Genomic DNA, 22310 nt, shown 5'->3' with positions numbered 1-22310 from the left:
TTATATTTTTAATATTTAAATAAAATACAAAACAAATAATTGTTAAATTAATTATCAAACTTTCTTATAAATTAAATGCGCAACAATACAAAATACATTAACTACAATTGTATTTATATATTTAAAAAAATCAATCACCCTTTTTATTACCTGCATTTTATTGCAGTATCCATTTATGGTTTTTTTCATATGATGAGTTATAAATTTCCAATGGAAAAAGGACGATTTTTTTCCTCCTGTTAATTTATTACAATTCAGTTTTTTCTGAAAATCGGACTATGGAAATTCCATACGATTTTAAAAATTTAAAACAGACCCAAGTATAAATATATTTTTATTCAATTTTTAAGGTGAAAAATGTCAATTGTTGTCAATCTTGATGTTGTATTAGCACGTAAAAAAATTCGCTCACGCCAGCTTGCAGCTGATATCGGCATTACAGAGCCGAATGTATCACTTCTTAAATCCGGTAAAGTCCGCGGCATTCGCTTTGAAACACTGGCTAAAATCTGTCGCGTTCTCGACTGTCAGCCAGGTGATATTCTGGAATATCGTGATGAGGCAGGCACGTCTCACTAACAAAAACCAAACACAAAAAAGCCGCGCAGACATCAGCTGGCGCGGCTTTTTTAGATCATGACGGTTGTTTTTATTCAAAACAACGAAAAACAGTTTTATTGCTGATGGAAATTCGAAATTCCATATCCATCACTGGCGACAGCACTGCCACCTGTTTCGATGGAAAGTAGGCCCAGTCCGGTAAACAGGATTGCAGACAACATGAGGACAGTCAGGAGCGTGGCGCTCTTTGCGGACATGGATAGAAATCTCCTGAAAGCGGACTAATTACGGCCTGAACCGAGCATCACATAAAGCTGCTGACGGAACCGGCGCTGTTGAAAGATGCCTCCAGATATAAGCAGCCGAACTTAACAGCAATAAAACACGAGCCAGTTCTTGTCCAAAAACACATGGAAAAATCAGTTTGATTTCCATTGTGGCAGTTCAGCAACTCAAACGCGCTAATAAAGCAATAAATCCTGCATCAGATATACCAAATATTTACCATATTCGCTCTGCACCACACCATTCTCTGCATCAGGCGCACGTTTTAATACCTCCGCCTGCAAAGTGAGTCTCTCCGATTTTGGTAAGGCAGCGATCAGCTTCCTGCATATTTACACAAGTCACACTCAGCAGGCACCTCAGCCGCTTTTCTCTTGACCTGCCTGCCCTCTCTCTGCCATCCGTTGCCAATGCGCGCAAATTACAGAATGCAAAGATTACTCATCGACCTGCCTCTGCAACCGGCTCAGCCCGTTGAGGCTCTGGCCGAAACGGCACATTATCTGCTCAATGTTCTGCGTATGCGGGACGGAGATCAAATCCTGCTGTTTAACGGACAAGATGGCGAATGGCTGGCCGGCCTGCAGCAAACCGGAAAAAAGCGCGCATCTTTGCACCCCGTTGAGCAAGTCAGACAACAACCAGCAGCTCCGGATTTTCACTACTGCTTCGCACCTCTCAAAACCGGCCGTATGGATTATATGATCCAGAAAGCGGTTGAGATGGGCGCATCCGTTCTGCAGCCTGTTATTACCCAGCATTGCCAGATGCCGAAGCTCAATAGCGAGCGGATGCAGGCCAATATGCGCGAGGCTGCCGAACAATGCGGAATCCTCTCTCTGCCTGAATACAGAGAACCGCTGCGTTTTGACAAGTTTATGGAGCAATGGGATCATTCCCGCGCGCTGATATTTTGCGACGAAGCATCTGAAAGCAACAATCCGCTTCCTCTGCTCGCCCCCCTCAAAGGCAAACCGGCAGGTGTCTTTATCGGCCCGGAAGGCGGCTTCTCTGAAGAAGAACGCCAATATCTGTCACAACAGCCTTTCGTGACAGCGATTCCATTGGGCCCCAGAATTTTGCGGGCCGATACGGCCGCCGTTGCAGCTATGGCAGTAATTCAGGCCAGCATCGGCGACTGGTATTAGACCCTGTGTTTTTGCCCTTAGAACACACGCAAATTCAGTAATTACGTATTTTTCTTACAGTTCTTCGCAACAGGACAAGGATCAAAGACATGCCTTGTTATAATTGCTAATAATTATGCTTGCGTGTTGGATAAAAAAACGCCAATCACATATATGAATAGTCACAACTACAAAATAGGGTAATGCAAAGCATGGCTCGGGATACCACAGACGAAACAGTCATTTCCGGCATCGAGGAACTGGCTGCATATCTCGCAGAAGGCTGTAAGCCACAGGAAAAATGGCGCATCGGCACTGAGCATGAGAAATTCCCCTATTACGCTAAAGACAACAGCCCTGTTTCCTACGAGGGCACGCAGGGCATTCGCGCCATTTTGGAAGCGATGCAACAGCGCCTTAGCTGGGATCCGATCATTGATGAAGGCAAGCTGATCGGGCTCGTAAGCCCGCAAGGTCAGGGTGCTATCTCTTTGGAACCCGGCGGTCAGTTCGAGCTTTCCGGTGCACCACTGCAAACCATCCATCAAACCTATGCTGAGGCAAGCCAGCATCTGAAAGATGTTCACGCGATCAGTGCACCGCTTGGCATCCGCTTTCTCGGCATGGGCGGCAGCCCTAAATGGACGCTCAGCGAGACGCCGGTGATGCCGAAGTCGCGCTATGCCATCATGACCGCCTATATGCCAAAAGTCGGCACTCAGGGACTGGACATGATGTATCGCACCTCCACCATTCAGGTTAATCTGGATTTTGGCTCCGAAACAGATATGCGCCATAAAATGCAGGTCGGCATGAAGCTGCAATCGGTGGCGACAGCGCTTTTTGCATCCTCGCCATTCACCGAAGGCAAGCCGAACGGTCTGCAATCATGGCGTTCAAATATCTGGCGGGATACGGATAACAACCGTGCCGGTGTGCTGCCTTTTGTGTTCTCAGAAAACTTCGGCTTTGCCGATTATGTTGACTGGGCTCTGGACGTACCGATGTATTTCATCATGCGCGGCGGCCATTATATTGATTGCACCCATATTACATTCCGCCAGTTTCTGAATGGCGCGATGAAAGATCACCCGACAGCCGGTCAACCGAATATGGGCGATTGGGCGAACCATATTTCCACCCTATTTCCGGAAGTGCGCCTCAAACGCTTCCTCGAAATGCGCGGCGCTGATGGCGGCCCGCTGGAGCATATTGCAGCCCTTTCCGCATTCTGGGTTGGCCTCCTCTATGACAAAGATGCTCTGAACGCGGCGCTCGACCTGACCAAAGACTGGAGTTTTGAACAAGTTGCAGACATGCGTGATGCTGTTCCTGCAGCCGGTCTCAACACAGCATTTGGCAAGGGCAAAGTTGCGGATATCGCCAGACAAGCCGTTGAGATTGCGGTTCAGGGCTTGAAAAACCGTAAACAGACCGATGACAACGGTCGCGATGAGAGCCTTTATCTCGAACCGCTGGAAGCCATTGCCCGCTCAGGAAAACCACTGGCAGAAACAATGCTGGCTCAGTTTCACAATGAGTGGCAACAATCTGTCGAGCCGGTCTTTGCGGAATATGCCTACAAATAAGCACTCAGCATATGGCGGAGATGATTTGATCGTCTCTGCCGATGCACCTTTGCTTCCGAAATATTTCATATCTCAAGAAGCAGCTTAAAACAGGTATCAACAAAGCAATACCTCAATATATTACAACCAACTTAAATTAGTTTTATTCAAGTAAAGACATTGGAAAAACAAAATAAAACCATTTGCCTTCACTAGCATAATCCATATGATTACCGGAACTTAACCGGAGTATTGCATGCAGACACTTCTTGACCTGGATCAGCTGCGTACTTTTCTTCTGATTGCCGAAACGGGAAGTTTCACCAAAACGGCAGACAGTGTCTTCAGAACCCAGTCTGCCATTTCCATGCAAATACGCCGCCTGGAAGAGCGTATTGGCAAACCGCTTTTTGCCCGTGACGGTCGCAATCTCCTGCTGACCCCGCACGGCGAGAAGTTGCTGACCTATGCCCGCCGCCTCATTGAGCTGAATAATGAAACGGTGACCTCCTTCCGCACAGACAGGCTTCAGGCCAATATACGTATCGGTTTGCCGGATATTTATCTGGAGCATATGATCCACGATGCCCTGCAACCAATATTCCGTGACTATCCGGCCATTGAAACCATCATTCATTGTGAGCCAACAGATGCGCTGATCGAGCATATCAGGCGCGGAGCACTCGATCTCGCCCTGATTACCCAGAGCACTGGCCAAAAGCGGTCTGAAGTACTGAATACAAGCCGCTTTGTCTGGGTGACCTCTGATGATAATTCGCCGCATGAACAGGCTGTTATCCCGCTGGCTATGAACCGCACAAATTGCGCATGGCGCAAGGTGCTCACGGATTCCCTGAACACAATAAAGCGCGAATACCGCATTGTTCTGTCCACATCCTCAGCGCGCTCTATTATCATGGCGGTTCGCTCCGGCAGTGCGATATCCATTCTGCCTGATAATATGGTCGGATCGGGCATGCGTGTACTGAACGAGCAAGACGGATTTCCCAAGCTACCAGCCTGCGCGCTTTCTCTTATCCGCGCGCAGGGCATTCACGCGCCGGCAATTGATCTGATTGCCGGAACAATCCAGTCCAGCTTCAGAAGAACAATCCGGTATCCGGAACTGACCTGAGACAGCCGCCGACACAAAGAATTTCAAACCTTGCTCACCGCCTCCAAGACGGCAAAGGCCTTGACCGGCAGGCACATAAAATGGCCAATAGAGTCATGAGTTTTTTTCCAGATTCGCCCGCTTCTCAAACAGAAAATACCGCATCCAATGTTGCGGAATATTCTGTCTCGGAAATTTCCGGCGCGCTGAAACGTACTGTCGAAGATACGTTCAGCCATGTGCGGGTGCGTGGGGAAATTTCAGGTTATCGCGGGCCGCATTCATCCGGCCACGCCTATTTCGCCCTGAAAGATGAACGTGCGCGCATTGAGGCCGTAATCTGGCGCGGCTCCATGAGCCGCATCAAGTTCCGCCCTGAGGAAGGGATGGAGGTTATTGCCACCGGCAAACTCACGACCTATCCGGGTTCATCCAAATACCAGATTGTTATTGAGCAAATGGAGCCCGCCGGTGCCGGTGCACTGATGGCTCTGCTTGAGGAACGCAAACAACGGCTGGCGCGCGAAGGGCTTTTCGATGCCGATCGCAAGCAGCTTTTGCCTTTCATGCCGCGCACCATCGGCGTTGTAACGTCCCCCACCGGCGCTGTCATCCGCGATATTATTCACCGCATCACCGACCGCTTTCCCCTGCATGTACTGGTCTGGCCGGTGCGGGTGCAAGGAGAGACAACCGGTGAGGAAGTTTCCCGCGCCGTAACAGGCTTTAACTCCGATTATTTCGGTCGTGACCTGCCTCGTCCTGATGTGATTATTGTTGCCCGCGGTGGTGGCAGTCTTGAAGACCTTTGGGGCTTCAATGATGAGAGTGTCGTGCGAGCCGTTGCAGGCTCTGCCATTCCGGTCATCTCCGCTGTCGGCCATGAAACTGACTGGACATTGATTGATCTGGCTGCAGATATGCGCGCGCCCACCCCGACAGGCGCAGCAGAAATGGCCGTGCCGGTACGCGCAGATTTACAGGCGCAGCTTGCCTCGCAAGGCGCCAGACTGGCCGCCGCCATGACAAGGCTGATTGACAGACGGCGCGAAGTCTATCGCGGCCTGCAAAGAGCCATGCCGTCAACTGATCAGTTGCTCGCTCTGCCAAGACGGCGTTTTGATGAGGCTGCGTCCAGACTGAGCCGTGCATTGCTTGCCAGCACTGCACAAAAACGCGCCCGCTTCGACGGATTACAGCGCCATCTTTCTCCGCGCCTGCTGAACCAGCAAATACGGGAACGCAGACTGCAACTCCGCCAGCTGAACCAGCGCCTGCCAAGAGGTCTGTCGCTCAAGGCACAGAGCGCCCGCAACTTGTTGCAGCAGGTATCCGCAAAACTGAACAGTGAACTGATCCTGCGTCCGTCCCGCCAGCTGGCAGTAACTCTGCAAAACCTGCAAAGGCGCAGCGATCAAGCCGTCCGGCACAGACTGGAGCGATATTATCTGCGCAGTCAGGAACTGACGCGGCTTATGGAGACATTATCTCATACCAGCGTGCTCAAGCGCGGTTTTGCTATCGTGCTGAATGATGAGGGATTGCCGGTCAAAGCCGCAGCGACTGTTCATGCAGGCGAGCAGCTGACAGTACGCTTCCATGACGGGGACGCATCCGTCATTGCCACTGGTGCGGCTGCGGAAACACCTGCAATCAAAAAGAAAAACAAAACGGCAGCCCCAAAAGAAAATAAGCAGGGAACGCTTTTCTGAATAAAACATCGTCCGGAGCATTTCGCGCCTGTATTGAATTACAAGAAATGCTCTATCTTTTTGTTTTTACGCATATCTTTAGACGTCAACTGTCAAAACCGTTAAAGCTTTGCAATCTTATTATTGATGTAATGCAAGGGAGGGAATGGTACGGTCGAGTGGAGTTGAACCACCGACCTCAGGAGCCACAATCCTGCGCTCTAACCAACTGAGCTACGACCGCGTACCAATCCGGCAGTGAATCAATCACGCTGCCGATAGGGGTCAGATACGTAAAATCACTGCATATTGCAAGCATATATCAAAAAAACTTTGTGAAAATATGATGCTTTACCGGATTATCGCCCCAGATTTTATTTCACATGCCTAAAAAACCGGAAAACCGGCACAGTGAGCATACCTGCCGATCATGATTATGCCATGTAAACGGTGTATTTACCACTGGTTAACCATAATCACCGTGAGCAAACGAAACATGCGCCGTGTGATTTGGCTCAGCCGCTGGGGACATTAACTAATAGTTAAGAAAGTGTTTGTCAGAACCGGCTGCTTTGTGATGATAATGCAGACAACATTCAGATCGGAACCCTTCATTTCCGAATGACAGACAACAGCTTAAGACAGATCAAAATAACGATTATTGGTCGGGTACGGATTTAAATATATGCAACAGCATCTGGATTTCATGGAGCTGATCCCCCTTTCCGGCATCCGTGCAGCCCTTGCAAGACAGGATGCCATGCTGGTGCTGTCGCATGACCTGCAAACCATCGTCTGGGCAAATGATGCCGGTGCGCGCCTTCTTGGCGAGGAGAATGCTGCGACTGCCATTGGCGCAAACACCGATTTAAGCCCGCAAACGCGACGCCAGATTTTGGCTCTGAACCTGCAAAATGAAATTCCGCAGACGGTTATGCTGCGTCTGGGCGGCCTGCAGGCGTCATTGCAGCAATGCACTGTCACACCCCTGCCCCTCGACACGGCCGAAAACCCCGTTATTCTGATGACAACTGCGGCAAGCGATAAAGCTGACAATCATGCTTTGTCCTTACCCCAGCATCATGTGGTGCAGCTTCAGGCCGACGGCACAGTGCTGAACGATGATGCGCAATTTGACGCTTTGCAGATTAATAGCAACACTTTGGCTGATCTCATTATTGAAACGCAGGATGAGGCAGAAGGCATTGTCCGGCGGCGTGTTCGTGCCGGCCAAGGTACATTGCCTGCAATGATGATCCGGCTCGATGATCAGGATGTGCGCGCACCTTATCTCTTTATCGTGCCCAAAGTGCAGGACAACCATATTGCGCCGGAGCCTGCTCCTGCGGCTGAAACCACAGAGGAACCGGCTGAAGTTCACGCAGAACCGGAAAGCACCAGCCAAAATAAGAGCGAACTTGCAACAGAAGAAGCTGCGCCTGCCCGCTTTATCTGGAAGGTTGATGCAGACACAGTTTTCACTGAAATTTCGCCGGAATTTGCAGCAATTGTCGGTAACAATGCGGCAGATATTATCGGCCGTAAATTCTCTGATGTCGCAAAGGTCTTCGGCTTCGACAGTGACGGTGTCATTGCAGCGCTTTTGAACCAGCGCGAAACCTGGTCAGGCAAAAGAATTTTCTGGCCGCTACAGGGCACAGATCAACGCATCCCTGTTGATCTTGCTGCCTTGCCTGCTTTTGCCCGCGATAAGGCATTTTCCGGATTCAGCGGTTTTGGCGTACTCTATCCGTCTCTGGCCGAAACTGATCCTGAAGCCATTGGCATGGCTCTGATTTCCGGCCCTGTCGCTGTGCAGAGTTCCCGTGTGGCATCTCTGGAAGGCGACGCGACGAAAAACCCACTCGCCAGTGAAAAAATCATTCTGATGGAAGCTCTGCGCGCTTCGCAGATACGTCAGCAGGATTTGGACACGGCTAGCGAGCAGAAACCGGCAGATACAGAGCCGCATAAAACCGGCACCATTACTGAAATTCGCCCTGCCCGTCCGGAAAGCGGTCTTTCACCGACTGAGCGCAATGCTTTTCGAGAGATTGCCGATCGTCTGCGCCGTGAGGTTTTACAAAAAACACCAAAACCTCAGTCTGCGGAGCACTCTTCTGTTGCCGAGGCTGCACCTGTGCCGGATGCCGAACCGGTCACAGCAACCACACCGCTTCCATTGAAAGCTGCCGAAATTCCTTATCCGCACGACACACAACCGGCGAACTTCAATCAGCATGCTGAAAAGGCGGGCAAGCTCTCCGGCCAGCCGGAAACGATGTCTCAGGAAGATGAAGATCTGCATGTCCTGAGCGGGCTGCCGGTTCCGGTGCTGATCCACAGCGCGGATCGCCTGCATTTCGCCAATCAGGCGTTTTTCGACATGACCGGCTATACCTCACTGGATGACCTGCGCCATGCGGGTGGTATTGATGCGCTTTTTGCTCAGGCAGATGACAGCAATCTCAGTGGCATGATCCTTTGCCTCGCCGATGGCGGCCACAAAATTGTGGAAGCACATTTGCAGTCCGTTCCCTGGCAAGGTGCACGCGCCCTGATGCTCAGTCTGTTACCGGAGCTGGTGCTGAAGGCCGATAATGACGACACTATCAGCACCAAACCTGCCAAACTGTCTCTGGTCAGCACCGTTGAAAACGCCCCGCTTCTGCACGAAAATCCTGTGCATCAGATGCAATCAGAACTGGTCTTGCAGTCAGAGGAAAATCCGGAAACGGAAGAAGATAAGCCTGACACGGTATCCACTTCCGCAGACAGCCGGAAGCCGTCTGATTTTCAGGCTTTGCAAACCCAGATAGATGAGCTGACCTCTATTCTTGACACCGCAACAGACGGCGTTGTGATTATTGGTCAGGATGGCAAAATCCGCTCACTCAACCAGTCAGCCGCCGCATTGTTCGGTTATGATGTTAATGAACTGGCGGGCAAATCTTTTGCCGTGCTGTTTGCGATTGAAAGCCAGCGCGCTGCAATTGACTATATTCACGGTCTTTCCGGCGATGGCGTTGCCAGCCTGCTCAATGACGGGCGCGAGGTGATCGGTCGCGAAGCACAGGGGCGTTTTATCCCGTTGTTTATGACCATTGGCAAACTTCCTGCCTCCAAAGGCTATTGCGCCGTGATGCGCGATATTACGCAGTGGAAACGTGCAGAGGAAGAACTGACTTCGGCCCGTCAGGAGGCCGAGCGCGCCTCCACCCATAAAACTGAATTTCTGGCACGTATCAGCCATGAAATCCGCACGCCGCTGAATGCGATTATCGGTTTCTCCGAACTGATGGCGGAAGAAAAATTCGGCCCGATCGGCAATGACCGCTATCGTGAATATCTGCGTGATATTCACCGCTCAGGCAATCATGTGCTGGCGCTCGTCAATGATCTTCTGGATATTTCCAAGATTGAGGCCGGTGCGCTGGATCTCGAATTTGAAGCCGTGGCTCTTAATGATGCGCTGGCTGAGGCCGTGGCGCTGATGCAGCCGCAGGCCAATCGCGAGCGGGTTATTATCCGCTCCAGTTTCTCTGCCTTCCTGCCGGACATTGTGGCGGATGCCCGCTCTATCCGTCAGGTCGCGCTCAATCTCCTGTCCAATGCTATCCGCTTTACCGGTCAGGGTGGTCAGGTGATCGTCTCCACCAGTTATGAGCCGGACGGCCATGTGGTGATGCGGGTGCGTGATACCGGCATCGGTATGAACCAGAATGAACTGGAACAGGCGCTGAAGCCATTCAGACAGGTCAGCAATCATCACAACCAGACCCAAACCTTAAAGAACGCTGATGTTAAAGACTGGCGTCAACAGGGTACAGGTCTGGGGCTGCCGCTCACCAAAGCGATGGTGGAAGCCAATCGTGCGCAATTCTCCATTGAATCCGCACCGGAACAGGGCACAACTGTGGAAATCACCTTCCCGCCAACCCGTGTCCTTGCTGAATAAACAGGCTGACCGGCAGCAATCATCAAGCTGCCGTTCTTTCTTCTGATTGCAGTCTTTGCAACAGGCTGAAGCTGGTTTAAATCAGACACAGCCTGATATAATTTGTTACGTGATCGGAACACAATGAAGCTGATACGCCCTTTGCTGGCTGTTATCGTTATTCTGGCAGTGCTGTTTACCGGAGCGCTGGCCGCACTGCCTTATATTATCTCAACCGATGCAATCCGCCTGCATCTGGCGCAGAATATCAGTGCATGGACAGGCTATAGCGTTGAAATCCGTCAACCGCCGCGTTTAAGCTTCTTTCCGGTTTTCCGCGCCTCACTCAGTGATGTCACTTTGAGCAAGATGGGCGATGCCAATATCCCTTTTATGGCCGCAGAGCGTATTGAAGTGGAAATGTCGCCGCTTGATGCCCTGTTTGGCCGCGTTGCTTTTTCTGAAACACGGCTGATCAAAGCTCATTTCACATTGAGCGAACCGGTGGATGACCTGCCCCAATTTGTGAATACGCTGGCCTCCTCATCCGGTCGCCTCGGCCTTGCCATCCGGCAGGCACGCAATGTGACAGCGCAACGAGCAACCAATGAGCAGGCGAATGATAAACAGCTGCAAACCATGCCTTTTGGCAGGCTGGTGCTGGAAAACAGTTCTGTCGGTTTCACCACCCGCAACACAGAACAGCAGGAAAAAGTAACCGAGATCAATGCCAGCATTAACTGGCCGCAAACAACAAGCGGTGCGACCGTTAAAGGCAAAGCGGTCTGGCATGGAGAAACCGCCGAATATAATCTGAATATTGCGCAGCCGCTTTTGCTGCTGGCCAATGGCATGAGCCAGATTACAGCGCAAATATCCAGCAAGCCCCTGACTATCAGCTTTGATGGCCGCAGCAATATTTCTGAAAATCTTTTCAGTGAGGGCGCTTTCAGCCTTTCCAGCCCCTCACTCAGCGAGAGCCTGCACTGGCTTGGCCTCTCCTCGGATGCCAGCTATTCCCGCCGCGCGACGGAAGAAGATGCCTTCAGCATTGAAACCAATGTCAGCGCCACACCGGTGCGTGTTAAACTCGCTGACATTGTGCTCAATCTCAACAATATGCCTGCCAAAGGAGCCGCAGAAATCGGCTTTGGCAAAGAGCGCCCTGTTGTAACCGGTACGCTGGCTTTTCAGACGCTGAATGCCGTGTCCTTCTTCCATACGGCTACCACGCTGGTCACCAAAGTCAGTGAGGATGAGCAGAGCAAGAGCTTTAACGGTTATCGCTATGGCCCGCCGCGCATGATCGACACAAGACTGCTCAACAGCGCTGATCTCGATATCCGCCTCTCGGCTCAAAATGCAACTATCGGCACAGCGCAGATGACCGGACTTGCCGCTGCTCTGCAAGTTCGCGACGGGCAGGCAATCTTTGATATCGGCGATGCAAAAGCCTTCAAAGGCTCAATTCAATCCAGCGTCAAACTTGCACAAACAGACACTGGCAAAGATAATATCAGCATACGTCTTAATGCTGCGAATGTTGACAGTGCTGCATTCCTGACCGCCATTGGTCTGAGCGATCCGATTTTAAGCGGACAGGGCAATCTTTCTGTAACCGCAGAAACCTCACCCCATGATTTGCACAGCATGTTACAAAATGCGCGCGGTCAAATCAGCTTTACGCTCAACAATGGCCGGATGCTGGGCTTTGACCTCAATGACTTCATTGCCAAGATGAAGAGCGAGGGTTTCTTCGCTCTTCAACGGCGCGATAAGGTCAGCCTTGATTTCAAACGGCTGGATGTCAAAGCATCACTGGGCGACGGTGTTGCGACGCTGGAAACCACCAAAACCGAAACCATACAGGGCACATTGTCTCTCAGCGGTATTATTCCGCTGACAGATCGCAGTCTGGCATTGTCCGGCACGCTCACTCTTGCCCAACCGGAAAAAGAGGCGGCAGATACGGGTGAAGCAACGCCGCCTGCTCCTGTCGCCACGCCGGAAACCACAGAACTGACGCCAACAGAACCGCCAGTTCCTCCGACAGAAAATCTGCATTTCTTTGTTGGTGGTTCATGGGACAGACCGTTTATCTCACCATCAAAATAAACAAAAAGCCGGTGCATCTCTATTGATGCACCGGCTTTTTAATATTCTCTGACAGCGCAGATCAGCCGAGGCGGAAAGCCGCCTGCTCGTCACGCTGGCGCTGCACCACGCGGCGTTTATTCACAACAGAAGCGATGATCACACCTGTCGCCACCAAAGCGATCAGCAACGTACAGACCGCGTTGATCTCCGGTGTTACGCCCAGACGCACCTGGCTGTAGATTTTCATCGGCAGCGTGGTTGCACCGGGACCAGAGGTGAAGCTGGCAATAACCAGATCATCTAGCGACAGGGTGAAAGCCAGCATCCAGCCGGAAACCACCGCAGGCAGAATGATCGGCAGTGTGATTTTCATGAAAGTTGTGACCGGCGGTGCACCGAGATCCATCGCTGCCTCTTCCAGTGACCGGTCAAAGCTCACCAGACGCGACTGCACCACCACCGCCACAAAACACATCGCAAACGTGATATGTGCCAAGGTTACAGTCCAGAAACCGCGATCAAAACCGACAGCCACAAACAGCAACAGCAAAGACAGACCGGTAATCACCTCCGGCATCACCAGTGGTGCATAGATCATGCCCGAGAACAGTGTGCGACCGCGAAAGCGCGTATAGCGCGTTAAAGCCAGTGCACCCAGCGTGCCAAGCACTGTAGCAATCGTTGCCGAAAGCACGCCAACTCTTAGCGTCACCCATGCGGCATCTTTCAGCCCCTGATTTTTGAAAAGCTCAAAATACCATTTAACCGAAAAGCCAGACCAGACAGTGACAAGGCGTGATTCATTAAATGAATAGACCACCAGCAGCACAATCGGCAGATACAGAAAGGCAAAGCCCAGAACCACCGATACAATATTAAAACGTGACCAGGATGTAGCGTTCATTATTTCTTGCCCTCCTGAGCCGGTGTTTGCATGCGCTGGAACAGAACAATCGGGATGACCAGAATAACCAGCAACACCACCGCCACAGCTGCCGATACCGGCCAGTCGCGGTTGGAGAAAAATTCGCTCCACAATGTCTTACCGATCATCAGCGTGCTGGAGCCGCCCAGCAGATCAGGGATCACGAACTCACCGATTGCCGGAATAAAAACCAGCATCGAGCCGGCAATGACACCCGGCAGTGCCAGCGGGAAGGTGATTTTCCAGAAAGCTTTGAGTGGTGTGCAGCCCAGATCCTGCGCAGCTTCAATCAGCGAATAGTCCATTTTCTCCAGCGCCGAATAGATCGGCAGCACCATGAATGGCAGATAGGAATAGACAATACCGATATAAACCGCCGTATCCGTGTTCAGAATTGTCAGCGGTGTATCAATGATATTCAGCCACATCAGAAACTGATTAAGCAGACCTTCCGGCTTCAGAATTGCAATCCACGCATAAACACGAATGAGGAAAGACGTCCAGAATGGCAGGATCACCAGCATCAAAAGTGTGGGACGCAATGTGAGCGGTGCACGCGCCATGCCATAGGCCAGCGGAAAACCGATCAACAGCGCCAGAAAAGTCGAGACACCTGCAATCTTTACGCTCGACAAATAAGCTTTGTAATAGAGCGAATCCTGCGTCAGCCAGATATAGTTCTCAAAAGAAAACTGCTGAATCTTCGTCCAGAAACCGCTTAAGCCGTCGCTCCAGAAAAAGCGCGGATCATAGGCCGGAATGGCCATAGCCACCTGCGACAGCGAAATCTTGAAAACGATGATGAACGGGATCAGGAAAAACAGACCGAGCCAGATATATGGCACGGCGATCACCGCTCTGGAAGCAATAGCTGCAATCATTTTTTGCATGGGCTACTCCTCAATTCTTTGATGACGCGCATTTTATCCGAAAACCGCTCACACTTTTCGGAATGCGCTTTGGGTGATCAGGCAACCAGAACCATACCGGCGTCATCCTCAAAGGAGACCCAGACCTGCTCATCGTAACCCAGCGGATCATCAGTACGGCGCACAGAGTTCATGCTCGATGCTTTGATCGTGCGTCCATTGGCAAGACGCACATGGAACACGTTCATATCGCCGAAATAGGCAATATCCCAAAGCTCGCCCTGCAACGCATTCACTGATGCATCTTCCGGCTTGTCACGACTGATACTGATTTTCTCAGGGCGGATTGCATACCAGACTTTCTGGCCGGTTTGCAGATCACGGCTTGTCTTGGTGCGGATCGCTACATTATTTGCCGCGCTGTCAATATCCGCCTTGCCATTGGCAAAATGGCTGACTTCACCCTCGATAATATTAATATTGCCGATGAAGTCGGCCACAAATTTGCTGCTCGGTGCTTCATAAACCTCTGCCGGAGTAGCAACCTGCATGATCTGCCCTTTATCGAGCACCGCAATACGGTCTGCCATCGTCATTGCCTCTTCCTGATCATGTGTCACGATCAGAAATGTAAGGCCGAGATTCATCTGCAAATCCATCAGCTCAAACTGGGTTTCTTCGCGCAGTTTCTTGTCCAGTGCGCCCAGCGGCTCATCGAGCAGCAATACTTTCGGGCGCTTGGCAACCGCGCGCGCCAAAGCCACGCGCTGACGCTGACCTCCGGAAAGCTGATGCGGTTTGCGCTTGGTAAACTTCTCCAGCTTCACCAGTTTCAGCATATCATTGACGCGATCATCCATTTCAGATTTCGCCATGCCGTCCTGCTTCAGGCCAAAAGCAATATTCTGCTCAACAGTCATATGCGGAAACAGCGCATAGGACTGGAACATCATATTCACCGGACGCTTATAAGGCGGAATGCCGCGCATATCCTGCCCGTCCAGCATGATACGACCGGAGGTCGGCTCTTCAAAACCCGCCAGCATACGCATCAAAGTCGATTTACCGCTGCCGGAAGCCCCCAGCAGAGCAAAAAACTCGCGGTTAAAAATATTCAGAGACAGATCATCAATCACCGTCACATCGTCGAATTTTTTGACGATGTTCTCGAATGAAATATACGGCTTGGCAGCCGGATCGTTCCAGGGTGAGAACTTACGGCGAAAACTACCGAAGGATTTCATGCTGTTCCCCTCATATTGCGGGTCTTATTGGCCTTAAGCGCTATTTTGAAATGTCGCTGTGTCATTGCCTGAGGTGGTTCACACTTTTCGGCAATTCTAAAACAAACGGGGCATTTGCCCCGTTTGTTCCCTGATCCCGATTAATGACCGGTTACGATCTTTGTCCAGGTGCGGGTTGCCATCTGGTTGATCTTCGGCGGATAAGGCATCGGAACGAAGAGCTGTTTCATCACTTCTTCACTCGGATAGACCGCAGGATCATTCAGCAGTTCCTTGTCAATAAACTCCTGCGAAGCCTTGTTGCCATTGGCATAGAACACATAGTCCGAAGCCTTGGCGATCACCTCAGGGCGCATGATATAATTGATGAATTCATGCGCTTCAGCCACATGTTTGGCATCAGCAGGAATGGCCATCTGGTCAAACCACATCAGAGCGCCCTCTTTCGGAATGGAATAACCTATTTCCACGCCGTTTTTGGCTTCTTCCGCACGATCGCGTGCCTGAAAAATATCACCGGAATAACCGACAGCCATGCAAATATCGCCATTTGCCAAGGCATTGATATATTCAGAAGAGTGGAATTTACGGATATTCGGGCGAATGCTGAGGTAAAGCTCTTCAGCCTTGGCAAAGCTCTCCGCGGTTGGATTATTGGTATCAAAGCCCAGATAATGCAGAGCCGGACGCAGCATTTCACTGCCGGAATCCAGCAGATAGATACCGCAATCTTTCAGCTTTGCAGAATTTTCAGGCTTGAACAAAATATCCCAGCTGTCGATCTCATCAACACCGAGTGCTGCTTTGATCTTGGCCTTATTATAGCCGATACCGGTGGTGCCCCACATGTAATTGATAGAATACTCATTGCCCGGATCATATGCGCTGGTGCGCTTGGTAATCTCATCCCACATATTTTTCAGGTTTGGCAGTTTTTCCTTATCGAGCTTCTGGAAAACACCTGCCGGAATCTGGCGGCCGAGAAACTCCGCGGAAGGCACAACAATATCATAGCCTGTGCTGCCGGCGAGAAGTTTGGTCTCAAGGATTTCGTTGGAATCATAAACGTCATAGACAACTTTGATTCCGGTTTCCTTGGTGAAATCTGTCAGGATGGAATCATCAATATAATCAGACCAGTTATAGATGTTCAGCACCCGCTCCTGAGCGGAGGCAGGCAGTATAGTGGCAAGAGCCACGCAACCGGCCGATACATATGAAAGCAAATGGGCTTTGATCTTCATCACTCACTCCGTCCAGAAAGCTTTACAGGGCAGAAAACATCCCTCACACATTGCTCTTCAATGTGCATTCTCCGTTACCTTTTTAGATTAATTTGCGTTCGTCAACGGAAAGATGACGCTTAAAGCCCAAAGCACGGAATATTTGAATTTAATGAACACAATTTTAAACTTTGTGTGTCCTCAAGAGCGCATAAGTGCATTGTTTTAAGCCAATATCCGGCTTGTTCGGAACACAGATTTAAGTCTTATCTTTCAAAGATATGCTGCAAGAAGCCCTTAGCAGGCGGAAAGCCCGAATCTTTAGCTTTCAGCTGAACCTGCTCATTGAAAATCATAGGCCGAAAAACCCGACACCATCTCATCCAGAGCCAGCGGGCGGGTCAGCGGCGGTTCAGCGCGTGCAAGACACGCCTGCCTTTCGCACAAACGACAGGCTGTGCCGACCGGATTGATACCACTTCCTGCCGACACCCCTGCCAGATAGGCCGCATAGACCGTATCCTGCGCAGACGATGCCTCGCAAACCAGCATCAGTGCGGTGCGCCTTGTTTGCTCGCCAAAACCGGCCTGCGGCCCTTCAATCGTGCGGCTGATGGTCAGATATTGCGCCTTATCCGGCAACTCCACCTGCTCCACTAAGATTTGCTGCGGATGGGAGAAGGCATTGTAAACCTGCAATTTCGGGCAAGAGCCGCCAAAACGCGATTGCGGAAACCCTTGCGCACCGAAAGAACGCAACCGGTGTCCTGCCTGATCAATTTCCTGCAAGAAAAACGCCACACCTGACGCCCCCTGCTTTTGCAGCGTTGTGAGGCGGCATGCCGCCTGCTCAAACGAAACATTAAAACGCGCGCGCAGCACATCAACATCATATTTCGCCCGCTGTGCCGCCTCGCGAAACGGAGTATAGGGCATCATCAAAGCATGCGCCGCATAGCGCAGCAGTTCAAACCGTGCGATGCGCTTTGCCTCTGCTGAACTCAATTTCAGATCTTCCAGTTCTGCGCCAATCACCACCTGCATGCGGATGGAGGCCGCCTCCATTGCAATCTCGCGTGTCTGATCAAAATTTGACAGGCGTTCGGAAATAAACAGACGCAGCGAATGGCGGTCATAACGCCGCCGCCAGTTTGGCATGGTTGCAGCAGGCAGCGTGCGCACAGTAATGGACTGTTCGCGTTTCAGCCATTGTTTCAGCGCTGCGGCCAGACCATCCTCTGATTTAAGCAACCGGTTAAAACTATCCGCCTCGGCTTCAATCCGTTCAAAATAATTGGCCTTGCGTGCCAAAACCTCACGCACCTCATCAAGCGGCAGACGGGTCGGGCCAAGTGTGAGCGCTTTACCATCCCGCGCCATCATATCCGACAGGTCGGTAAGGCGTTTTTGCTGCTCGCGATAAGCACGAAACAGTTTCAAAATACCTGCAGCTGCATTGGGTGCCGCCTCGCAGATATCGATCAGCTCCTGATCGCCCGGCAGTTCCCCCGCCAGCAATGGCTCTGAAAACACTTCCTTTAAACCGGCAAGTGCCGAACCGGTTTCTTCCTGAAGCTGATCCAGATCCACTTTGTAAACTGACGCCAGCTTCAGCAAGAGCTGCACAGTTAATGGCCGCTGATTGCGCTCAATCAGATTGAGATAAGAGGGAGAAATGCCCAAAGCATCAGCCATAGAAACCTGTGTCAAAGCCCGTTCATTCCGAACGCGCCTGATACGCGCACCGGCAAAAATCTTACGCTCTGCCACGGACTTCTCTCCCCCTGAAGAATTTTACACGCCATGCAATTGTAAATAATGTGACTTATTTTTCAGATTTGTCAAATTTACAATTTTTACAAATTTACAAAGCACTCTTGTCAAAAACACACATCACAACTCGAATATATTGCTGAAATATCGCATTTTTCTCGCCTTCAAATTCGACATCTGTAAATCTGGTCATAGACAAAACGTTACTTCAACAAAAAATCCGATGACACGATTTTACAGGATATCTGATTATGACTGATTTTTACAATCTGGTTCCCTCTGCACCAAAAGGCCGCTTCGACGGCTTGCAGCGTTCGCACACCGCTGAAGATGTAAAGCGTCTGCGCGGTTCTGTTGAAATCCGCTATAGCTTAGCTGAAATGGGCGCCAACCGTCTGTGGAAACTCATTCATGAGGAAAATTTCATCAATGCACTGGGCGCACTTTCGGGCAATCAAGCAATGCAGATGGTTCGCGCAGGATTGCAGGCCATTTACCTCTCCGGCTGGCAGGTAGCAGCTGATGCGAATACAGCCTCCGCGATGTATCCGGATCAGTCACTTTATCCGGCCAATGCCGCACCGGAGCTTGCCAAGCGCATCAACCGCACTTTGCAGCGCGCCGATCAGATTGAAACCGCAGAAGGCAAAGGTTTGTCCGTAGACACATGGTTTGCGCCAATTGTTGCCGATGCGGAAGCAGGTTTCGGCGGCCCGCTGAATGCTTTTGAAATCATGAAAGCCTTCATCGAAGCTGGCGCTGCCGGTGTTCACTTTGAAGACCAGCTGGCTTCGGAAAAGAAATGCGGCCATCTCGGCGGCAAGGTTCTGATCCCGACCGCAGCCCATATCCGCAACCTGAATGCCGCACGTCTCGCCGCAGATATTATGGGCACGCCGACACTGGTTATTGCCCGCACTGATGCGGAAGCCGCCAAACTGCTGACCTCGGATATCGATGAACGCGACCAGCCATTTGTTGACTATGACAAAGGTCGCACCGTTGAAGGTTTCTACCATGTAAAGAACGGTCTTGAGCCATGTATTGCCCGCGCTGTGGCCTATGCACCGCATTGCGATCTGATCTGGTGCGAAACTTCAAAGCCTGATCTGGAACAGGCGCGTAAATTTGCCGAAGGCGTGCATAAGGCACATCCGGGCAAGCTGCTGGCCTATAATTGCTCACCTTCGTTCAACTGGAAGAAGCACCTTGATGATGCAACCATTGCTAAATTCCAGCGTGAGCTGGGTGCAATGGGTTATAAATTCCAGTTTATCACGCTGGCCGGCTTCCATCAGCTCAATTTCGGCATGTTCGAACTGGCTCGTGGCTATAAAGACCGTCAGATGGCTGCCTATTCTGAATTGCAGGAAGCCGAATTTGCAGCCGAAGCAAACGGTTACACCGCGACTAAACACCAGCGCGAAGTTGGCACCGGTTATTTCGATGCTGTCTCAATGGCGATCACCGGCGGCCAGTCTTCAACCACGGCCATGAGTGAATCGACCGAACACGACCAGTTCCGTCCTGCTGCTGAATAAGCAGAAACCGGAAAAGCAGAGCCGGACTCCAGTCACTCTCTGCATAGCAGCCATCCGTAGCCGGTTCTCTCCTTCACCCGCCGGTTACGGATAGCCACCCAAAACGCAACTTCAGCTCACGACCTCAATATAACCCAAGGACAAAGACCATGATGACCAAACCACAGGTTAAAGAACGGGCCGAAGAACAAGCTTCGGCTATGACAGAAGACCAGAAGGCTGCAATTCGCATGCTGGCCAACGATCTTCACCGCCTCAACCACGCTGTTATGAAAGCGGTTGAAGCCGGCGTATCCGTAGAGCTGGTGCGTTCCGCCCGACATCATGGTGGCGAAGGCCAGTGGGGCGATTTGCTGACACCGGTTATTGTAACCAGAAACTAAACCAATTTGCCTTCGCCACCATGCTTTTTTAATTGCATGCCTGCGGCAATGCGGGAATGGCGAAGGCCAGTGGGGCGATCTGCTGACACCGGTTATTGTAACCAGAAACTAAACCAACTGCCTTCGCCACCATGCCTCATTAATTGCATGCCTGCGGCAATGCGGGAATGGCGAAGGCCAGTGGGGCGATCTGCTGACACCGGTGATCGTAACCAGAAATTGAAATCCCGAAGTTCGGCTCCGTCCCCCCAATTACCCTTCCCGCATTTTCTCAGGGTAGTTTTTTCGGAACCGCACAATCGCAGGCTGTCCTGATGTCATGACTGACCGTTGCGTATAGTCATCAAGGCTACACAAGACAGTTTCAGGCAGCCTGCGTATTTCAACAAGACCACCCTGCCAAACCCGCGCAGAAAATATTTTTGGCAAAAGGACTTACCCTTACGCACACAAATGCTACTCTGTTTGTTAAAGGTCATATGAGAAACTATGATGACCCTATCGCAAACAGCTATCCGGTGAACAATGCCTGTCACACCTACTGAGAAGAAAAAACCGCGCAAAACTGTACGTCGCGGCACACCAGCCTATGTCAAGTCGCTGCGCGGCGTCAAAAACTGGAAAGAAGCTTCTGAATGGCTGGCATGGCGCGATATTGAAGATATTGAGTGCATCACGCCTGATCAGGCCGGTGTTGCCCGCGGCAAGATGATGCCATCCAAAAAATTCATCTCCAACTCCACTCTGGCACTACCGTCTGCTGTCTTCATGGTCACCATTTCCGGTGATTATCCTGATGACGGCCACGGCTTTGTCTATCCTGAAGATGACGGCGATCTGCGCCTTGTCGCCGACCTCTCCACCCTCACCGTTGTCCCGTGGGAGTCCGACCCGACAGCGCAGGTGCTGTGTGATCTGGTCTATCAGGATGGACGCGTCGCTGAATTCACACCGCGCAATGTGCTGAAACGCGTCGTGGAAGAATATTCAAAACTCGGCCTTAAACCGGTTGTGGCACCAGAAATCGAATTTTATCTGGTACGTAAAAACCCTGATCCGGATTATCCGCTCACCCCGCCGGTCGGCCGGTCAGGTCGCGCCATTGGCGGCGGTCAGGGCTACTCCATCGCCGGTGTCAACGAATTCGACGAATTGATCGATGACATCTATCATTTTTCGGAAGCGCAGGGACTGGAAATTGACACGCTGATCCATGAGGAAGGCGCTGGCCAGTTGGAAATCAACCTGCGCCACGGCGACCCGATTGAACTGGCTGACCAGGCCTTTATGTTCAAGCGCACCATCCGTGAAGCCGCGCTCAAGCATGATATGTATGCAACCTTTATGGCCAAGCCTATTCAAGGGCAGCCGGGCTCAGCCATGCATATTCACCAGTCTATTGTTGATAAAAAGACCGGCAAAAACATCTTCAGCAATGAAGATGGCACCGAGAGTGAAGCCTTCTATCATTTCATCGGCGGCATGCAGAAACATGTACCGAATGCGCTGGTGATGTTTGCCCCTTATGTGAACTCCTATCGCCGCCTGACGCCGGATGCATCTGCGCCGGTCAATGTTAAATGGGGTTATGATAACCGCACCACGGCTCTGCGCGTTCCGCGTTCTGAGCCGCAGGCACGGCGTGTGGAAAACCGCATCCCCTCCTCTGATGCCAATCCTTATCTGGCACTGGCAGCATCCCTTGCCTGCGGACTGATCGGCCTGAAAAACAAAATCATGCCGGACGCACCGGTGACAACTTCGGTCAACCGCAATGAGGTTGAACTACCCCGCGGCCTGATTGAAGCTGTCAATCTGTTTGAGCAGGACGCAGAGCTGAAAGCACTGCTGGGTGAGAGTTTTGCCACCACCTATGCCGCGATCAAACGGGCGGAATTTGAGACCTTCATGGAAGTGATCAGCCCGTGGGAGCGGGAATATCTGCTGCTCAACGTATAAAAACATCTCCGGC

Annotated in this window: 16 protein-coding genes and 1 tRNA gene; 10 read left to right on the top strand and 7 right to left on the bottom strand. The window is 51.3% G+C overall.

Annotated elements, in window-relative coordinates; genetic code table 11:
* The first annotated feature begins 357 nt into the window (after positions 1-357).
* Positions 358-579, top strand: coding sequence for a helix-turn-helix transcriptional regulator (locus tag P8H26_RS14200; protein ID WP_289633787.1), 222 nt, complete (start codon positions 358-360; stop codon positions 577-579).
* A 95-nt stretch (positions 580-674) separates the two neighbouring features.
* On the opposite strand, the gene P8H26_RS14195 is transcribed toward P8H26_RS14200, so the two are convergent.
* A complete protein-coding gene (locus P8H26_RS14195; RefSeq protein WP_289633786.1) occupies positions 675-818 on the bottom strand; it encodes a hypothetical protein in 144 nt (47 codons plus the stop codon).
* 438 nt (positions 819-1256) lie between these two features.
* Here P8H26_RS14195 and P8H26_RS14190 point away from each other — a divergent pair, with 438 nt between their 5' ends.
* The 4 genes from P8H26_RS14190 to xseA all read left to right on the top strand — a co-directional run bounded on the left by P8H26_RS14190 (position 1257) and on the right by xseA (position 6367).
* A complete protein-coding gene (locus P8H26_RS14190) occupies positions 1257-1994 on the top strand; it encodes a 16S rRNA (uracil(1498)-N(3))-methyltransferase (protein WP_374708307.1) in 738 nt (245 codons plus the stop codon).
* A 191-nt stretch (positions 1995-2185) separates the two neighbouring features.
* Positions 2186-3562, top strand: coding sequence for a glutamate--cysteine ligase (locus P8H26_RS14185; RefSeq protein WP_289633784.1), 1377 nt, complete (start codon positions 2186-2188; stop codon positions 3560-3562).
* Between the two features lie 235 nt (positions 3563-3797).
* Positions 3798-4676 carry a LysR family transcriptional regulator gene (locus P8H26_RS14180; RefSeq protein ID WP_289633783.1) on the top strand — a complete coding sequence of 293 codons (879 nt, stop codon included), beginning with the start codon at positions 3798-3800 and terminating at the stop codon, positions 4674-4676.
* Positions 4677-4771: 95 nt separating this feature from the next.
* Positions 4772-6367, top strand: coding sequence for an exodeoxyribonuclease VII large subunit (gene xseA / locus P8H26_RS14175; protein ID WP_289633782.1), 1596 nt, complete (start codon positions 4772-4774; stop codon positions 6365-6367).
* 146 nt (positions 6368-6513) lie between these two features.
* On the opposite strand, the gene P8H26_RS14170 is transcribed toward xseA, so the two are convergent.
* Positions 6514-6590, bottom strand: a tRNA-His gene (locus P8H26_RS14170).
* A 441-nt stretch (positions 6591-7031) separates the two neighbouring features.
* On the opposite strand from P8H26_RS14170, the gene P8H26_RS14165 reads away from it, so the two are divergent.
* Both P8H26_RS14165 and P8H26_RS14160 read left to right on the top strand, forming a co-directional pair.
* On the top strand, positions 7032-10304 hold the full coding sequence (locus P8H26_RS14165; RefSeq protein WP_289633781.1) for an ATP-binding protein: 3273 nt from the start codon (positions 7032-7034) through the stop codon (positions 10302-10304).
* 123 nt (positions 10305-10427) lie between these two features.
* Positions 10428-12398, top strand: a complete 1971-nt coding sequence (locus tag P8H26_RS14160) for an AsmA family protein (RefSeq protein ID WP_289633780.1) — start codon at positions 10428-10430, stop codon at positions 12396-12398.
* Positions 12399-12459: 61 nt separating this feature from the next.
* Here the strand turns inward: P8H26_RS14160 and P8H26_RS14155 are convergent, their stop codons facing one another.
* The 5 genes from P8H26_RS14155 to P8H26_RS14135 all read right to left on the bottom strand — a co-directional run bounded on the left by P8H26_RS14155 (position 12460) and on the right by P8H26_RS14135 (position 18411).
* Complete coding sequence (locus P8H26_RS14155) at positions 12460-13284, bottom strand: ABC transporter permease (RefSeq protein WP_289633779.1); 825 nt, start codon at positions 13282-13284, stop codon at positions 12460-12462.
* Positions 13284-14195 (bottom strand): ABC transporter permease subunit, encoded by a 912-nt coding sequence (locus P8H26_RS14150; RefSeq protein ID WP_289633778.1) that lies wholly within the window; start codon positions 14193-14195, stop codon positions 13284-13286. Before P8H26_RS14150 ends, P8H26_RS14155 begins: the two co-directional genes overlap by 1 nt.
* A gap of 77 nt (positions 14196-14272) precedes the next feature.
* Complete coding sequence (locus P8H26_RS14145) at positions 14273-15418, bottom strand: ABC transporter ATP-binding protein (protein ID WP_289633777.1); 1146 nt, start codon at positions 15416-15418, stop codon at positions 14273-14275.
* 140 nt (positions 15419-15558) lie between these two features.
* Positions 15559-16662 (bottom strand): polyamine ABC transporter substrate-binding protein, encoded by a 1104-nt coding sequence (locus tag P8H26_RS14140; RefSeq protein WP_289633776.1) that lies wholly within the window; start codon positions 16660-16662, stop codon positions 15559-15561.
* Between the two features lie 321 nt (positions 16663-16983).
* Positions 16984-18411 carry a short-chain fatty acyl-CoA regulator family protein gene (locus P8H26_RS14135; RefSeq protein WP_289633775.1) on the bottom strand — a complete coding sequence of 476 codons (1428 nt, stop codon included), beginning with the start codon at positions 18409-18411 and terminating at the stop codon, positions 16984-16986.
* A gap of 254 nt (positions 18412-18665) precedes the next feature.
* Between P8H26_RS14135 and aceA the strand changes: the two genes are divergently transcribed.
* From aceA to P8H26_RS14120, 3 genes are all read left to right on the top strand, one after another.
* On the top strand, positions 18666-19955 hold the full coding sequence (aceA, locus tag P8H26_RS14130; protein WP_289633774.1) for an isocitrate lyase: 1290 nt from the start codon (positions 18666-18668) through the stop codon (positions 19953-19955).
* 149 nt (positions 19956-20104) lie between these two features.
* Positions 20105-20338: a hypothetical protein gene (locus P8H26_RS14125; RefSeq protein ID WP_289633772.1), complete on the top strand. Its 234-nt coding sequence runs from the start codon at positions 20105-20107 to the stop codon at positions 20336-20338.
* Positions 20339-20863: 525 nt separating this feature from the next.
* Positions 20864-22297 carry a glutamine synthetase family protein gene (locus tag P8H26_RS14120; protein ID WP_289633771.1) on the top strand — a complete coding sequence of 478 codons (1434 nt, stop codon included), beginning with the start codon at positions 20864-20866 and terminating at the stop codon, positions 22295-22297.
* The last annotated feature ends 13 nt before the right edge of the window (positions 22298-22310 follow it).

The sequence above is a fragment of the Pseudochrobactrum sp. sp1633 genome (assembly GCF_030376605.1).
Classification (GTDB): Bacteria; Pseudomonadota; Alphaproteobacteria; order Rhizobiales; family Rhizobiaceae; genus Pseudochrobactrum.
The sequence above is the reverse complement of the archived record's forward strand: the minus strand, read 5'-3'. Positions and strand labels throughout refer to the sequence as shown.

Bases quoted from the DNA above. Each gene is read 5' to 3' on its own strand.
- xseA (WP_289633782.1), top strand. From the start codon at position 4,772: ATGAGTTTTTTTCCAGATTCGCCCGCTTCTCAAACAGAAAATACCGCA.
- P8H26_RS14180 (WP_289633783.1), top strand. From the start codon at position 3,798: ATGCAGACACTTCTTGACCTGGATCAGCTGCGTACTTTTCTTCTGATT.
- P8H26_RS14185 (WP_289633784.1), top strand. From the start codon at position 2,186: ATGGCTCGGGATACCACAGACGAAACAGTCATTTCCGGCATCGAGGAA.
- aceA (WP_289633774.1), top strand. From the start codon at position 18,666: ATGACTGATTTTTACAATCTGGTTCCCTCTGCACCAAAAGGCCGCTTC.
- P8H26_RS14145 (WP_289633777.1), bottom strand. From the start codon at position 15,418: ATGAAATCCTTCGGTAGTTTTCGCCGTAAGTTCTCACCCTGGAACGAT.
- P8H26_RS14190 (WP_374708307.1), top strand. From the start codon at position 1,257: ATGCGCGCAAATTACAGAATGCAAAGATTACTCATCGACCTGCCTCTG.
- P8H26_RS14155 (WP_289633779.1), bottom strand. From the start codon at position 13,284: ATGAACGCTACATCCTGGTCACGTTTTAATATTGTATCGGTGGTTCTG.
- P8H26_RS14120 (WP_289633771.1), top strand. From the start codon at position 20,864: ATGCCTGTCACACCTACTGAGAAGAAAAAACCGCGCAAAACTGTACGT.
- P8H26_RS14160 (WP_289633780.1), top strand. From the start codon at position 10,428: ATGAAGCTGATACGCCCTTTGCTGGCTGTTATCGTTATTCTGGCAGTG.
- P8H26_RS14200 (WP_289633787.1), top strand. From the start codon at position 358: ATGTCAATTGTTGTCAATCTTGATGTTGTATTAGCACGTAAAAAAATT.
- P8H26_RS14140 (WP_289633776.1), bottom strand. From the start codon at position 16,662: ATGAAGATCAAAGCCCATTTGCTTTCATATGTATCGGCCGGTTGCGTG.
- P8H26_RS14125 (WP_289633772.1), top strand. From the start codon at position 20,105: ATGATGACCAAACCACAGGTTAAAGAACGGGCCGAAGAACAAGCTTCG.
- P8H26_RS14150 (WP_289633778.1), bottom strand. From the start codon at position 14,195: ATGCAAAAAATGATTGCAGCTATTGCTTCCAGAGCGGTGATCGCCGTG.
- P8H26_RS14165 (WP_289633781.1), top strand. From the start codon at position 7,032: ATGCAACAGCATCTGGATTTCATGGAGCTGATCCCCCTTTCCGGCATC.
- P8H26_RS14195 (WP_289633786.1), bottom strand. From the start codon at position 818: ATGTCCGCAAAGAGCGCCACGCTCCTGACTGTCCTCATGTTGTCTGCA.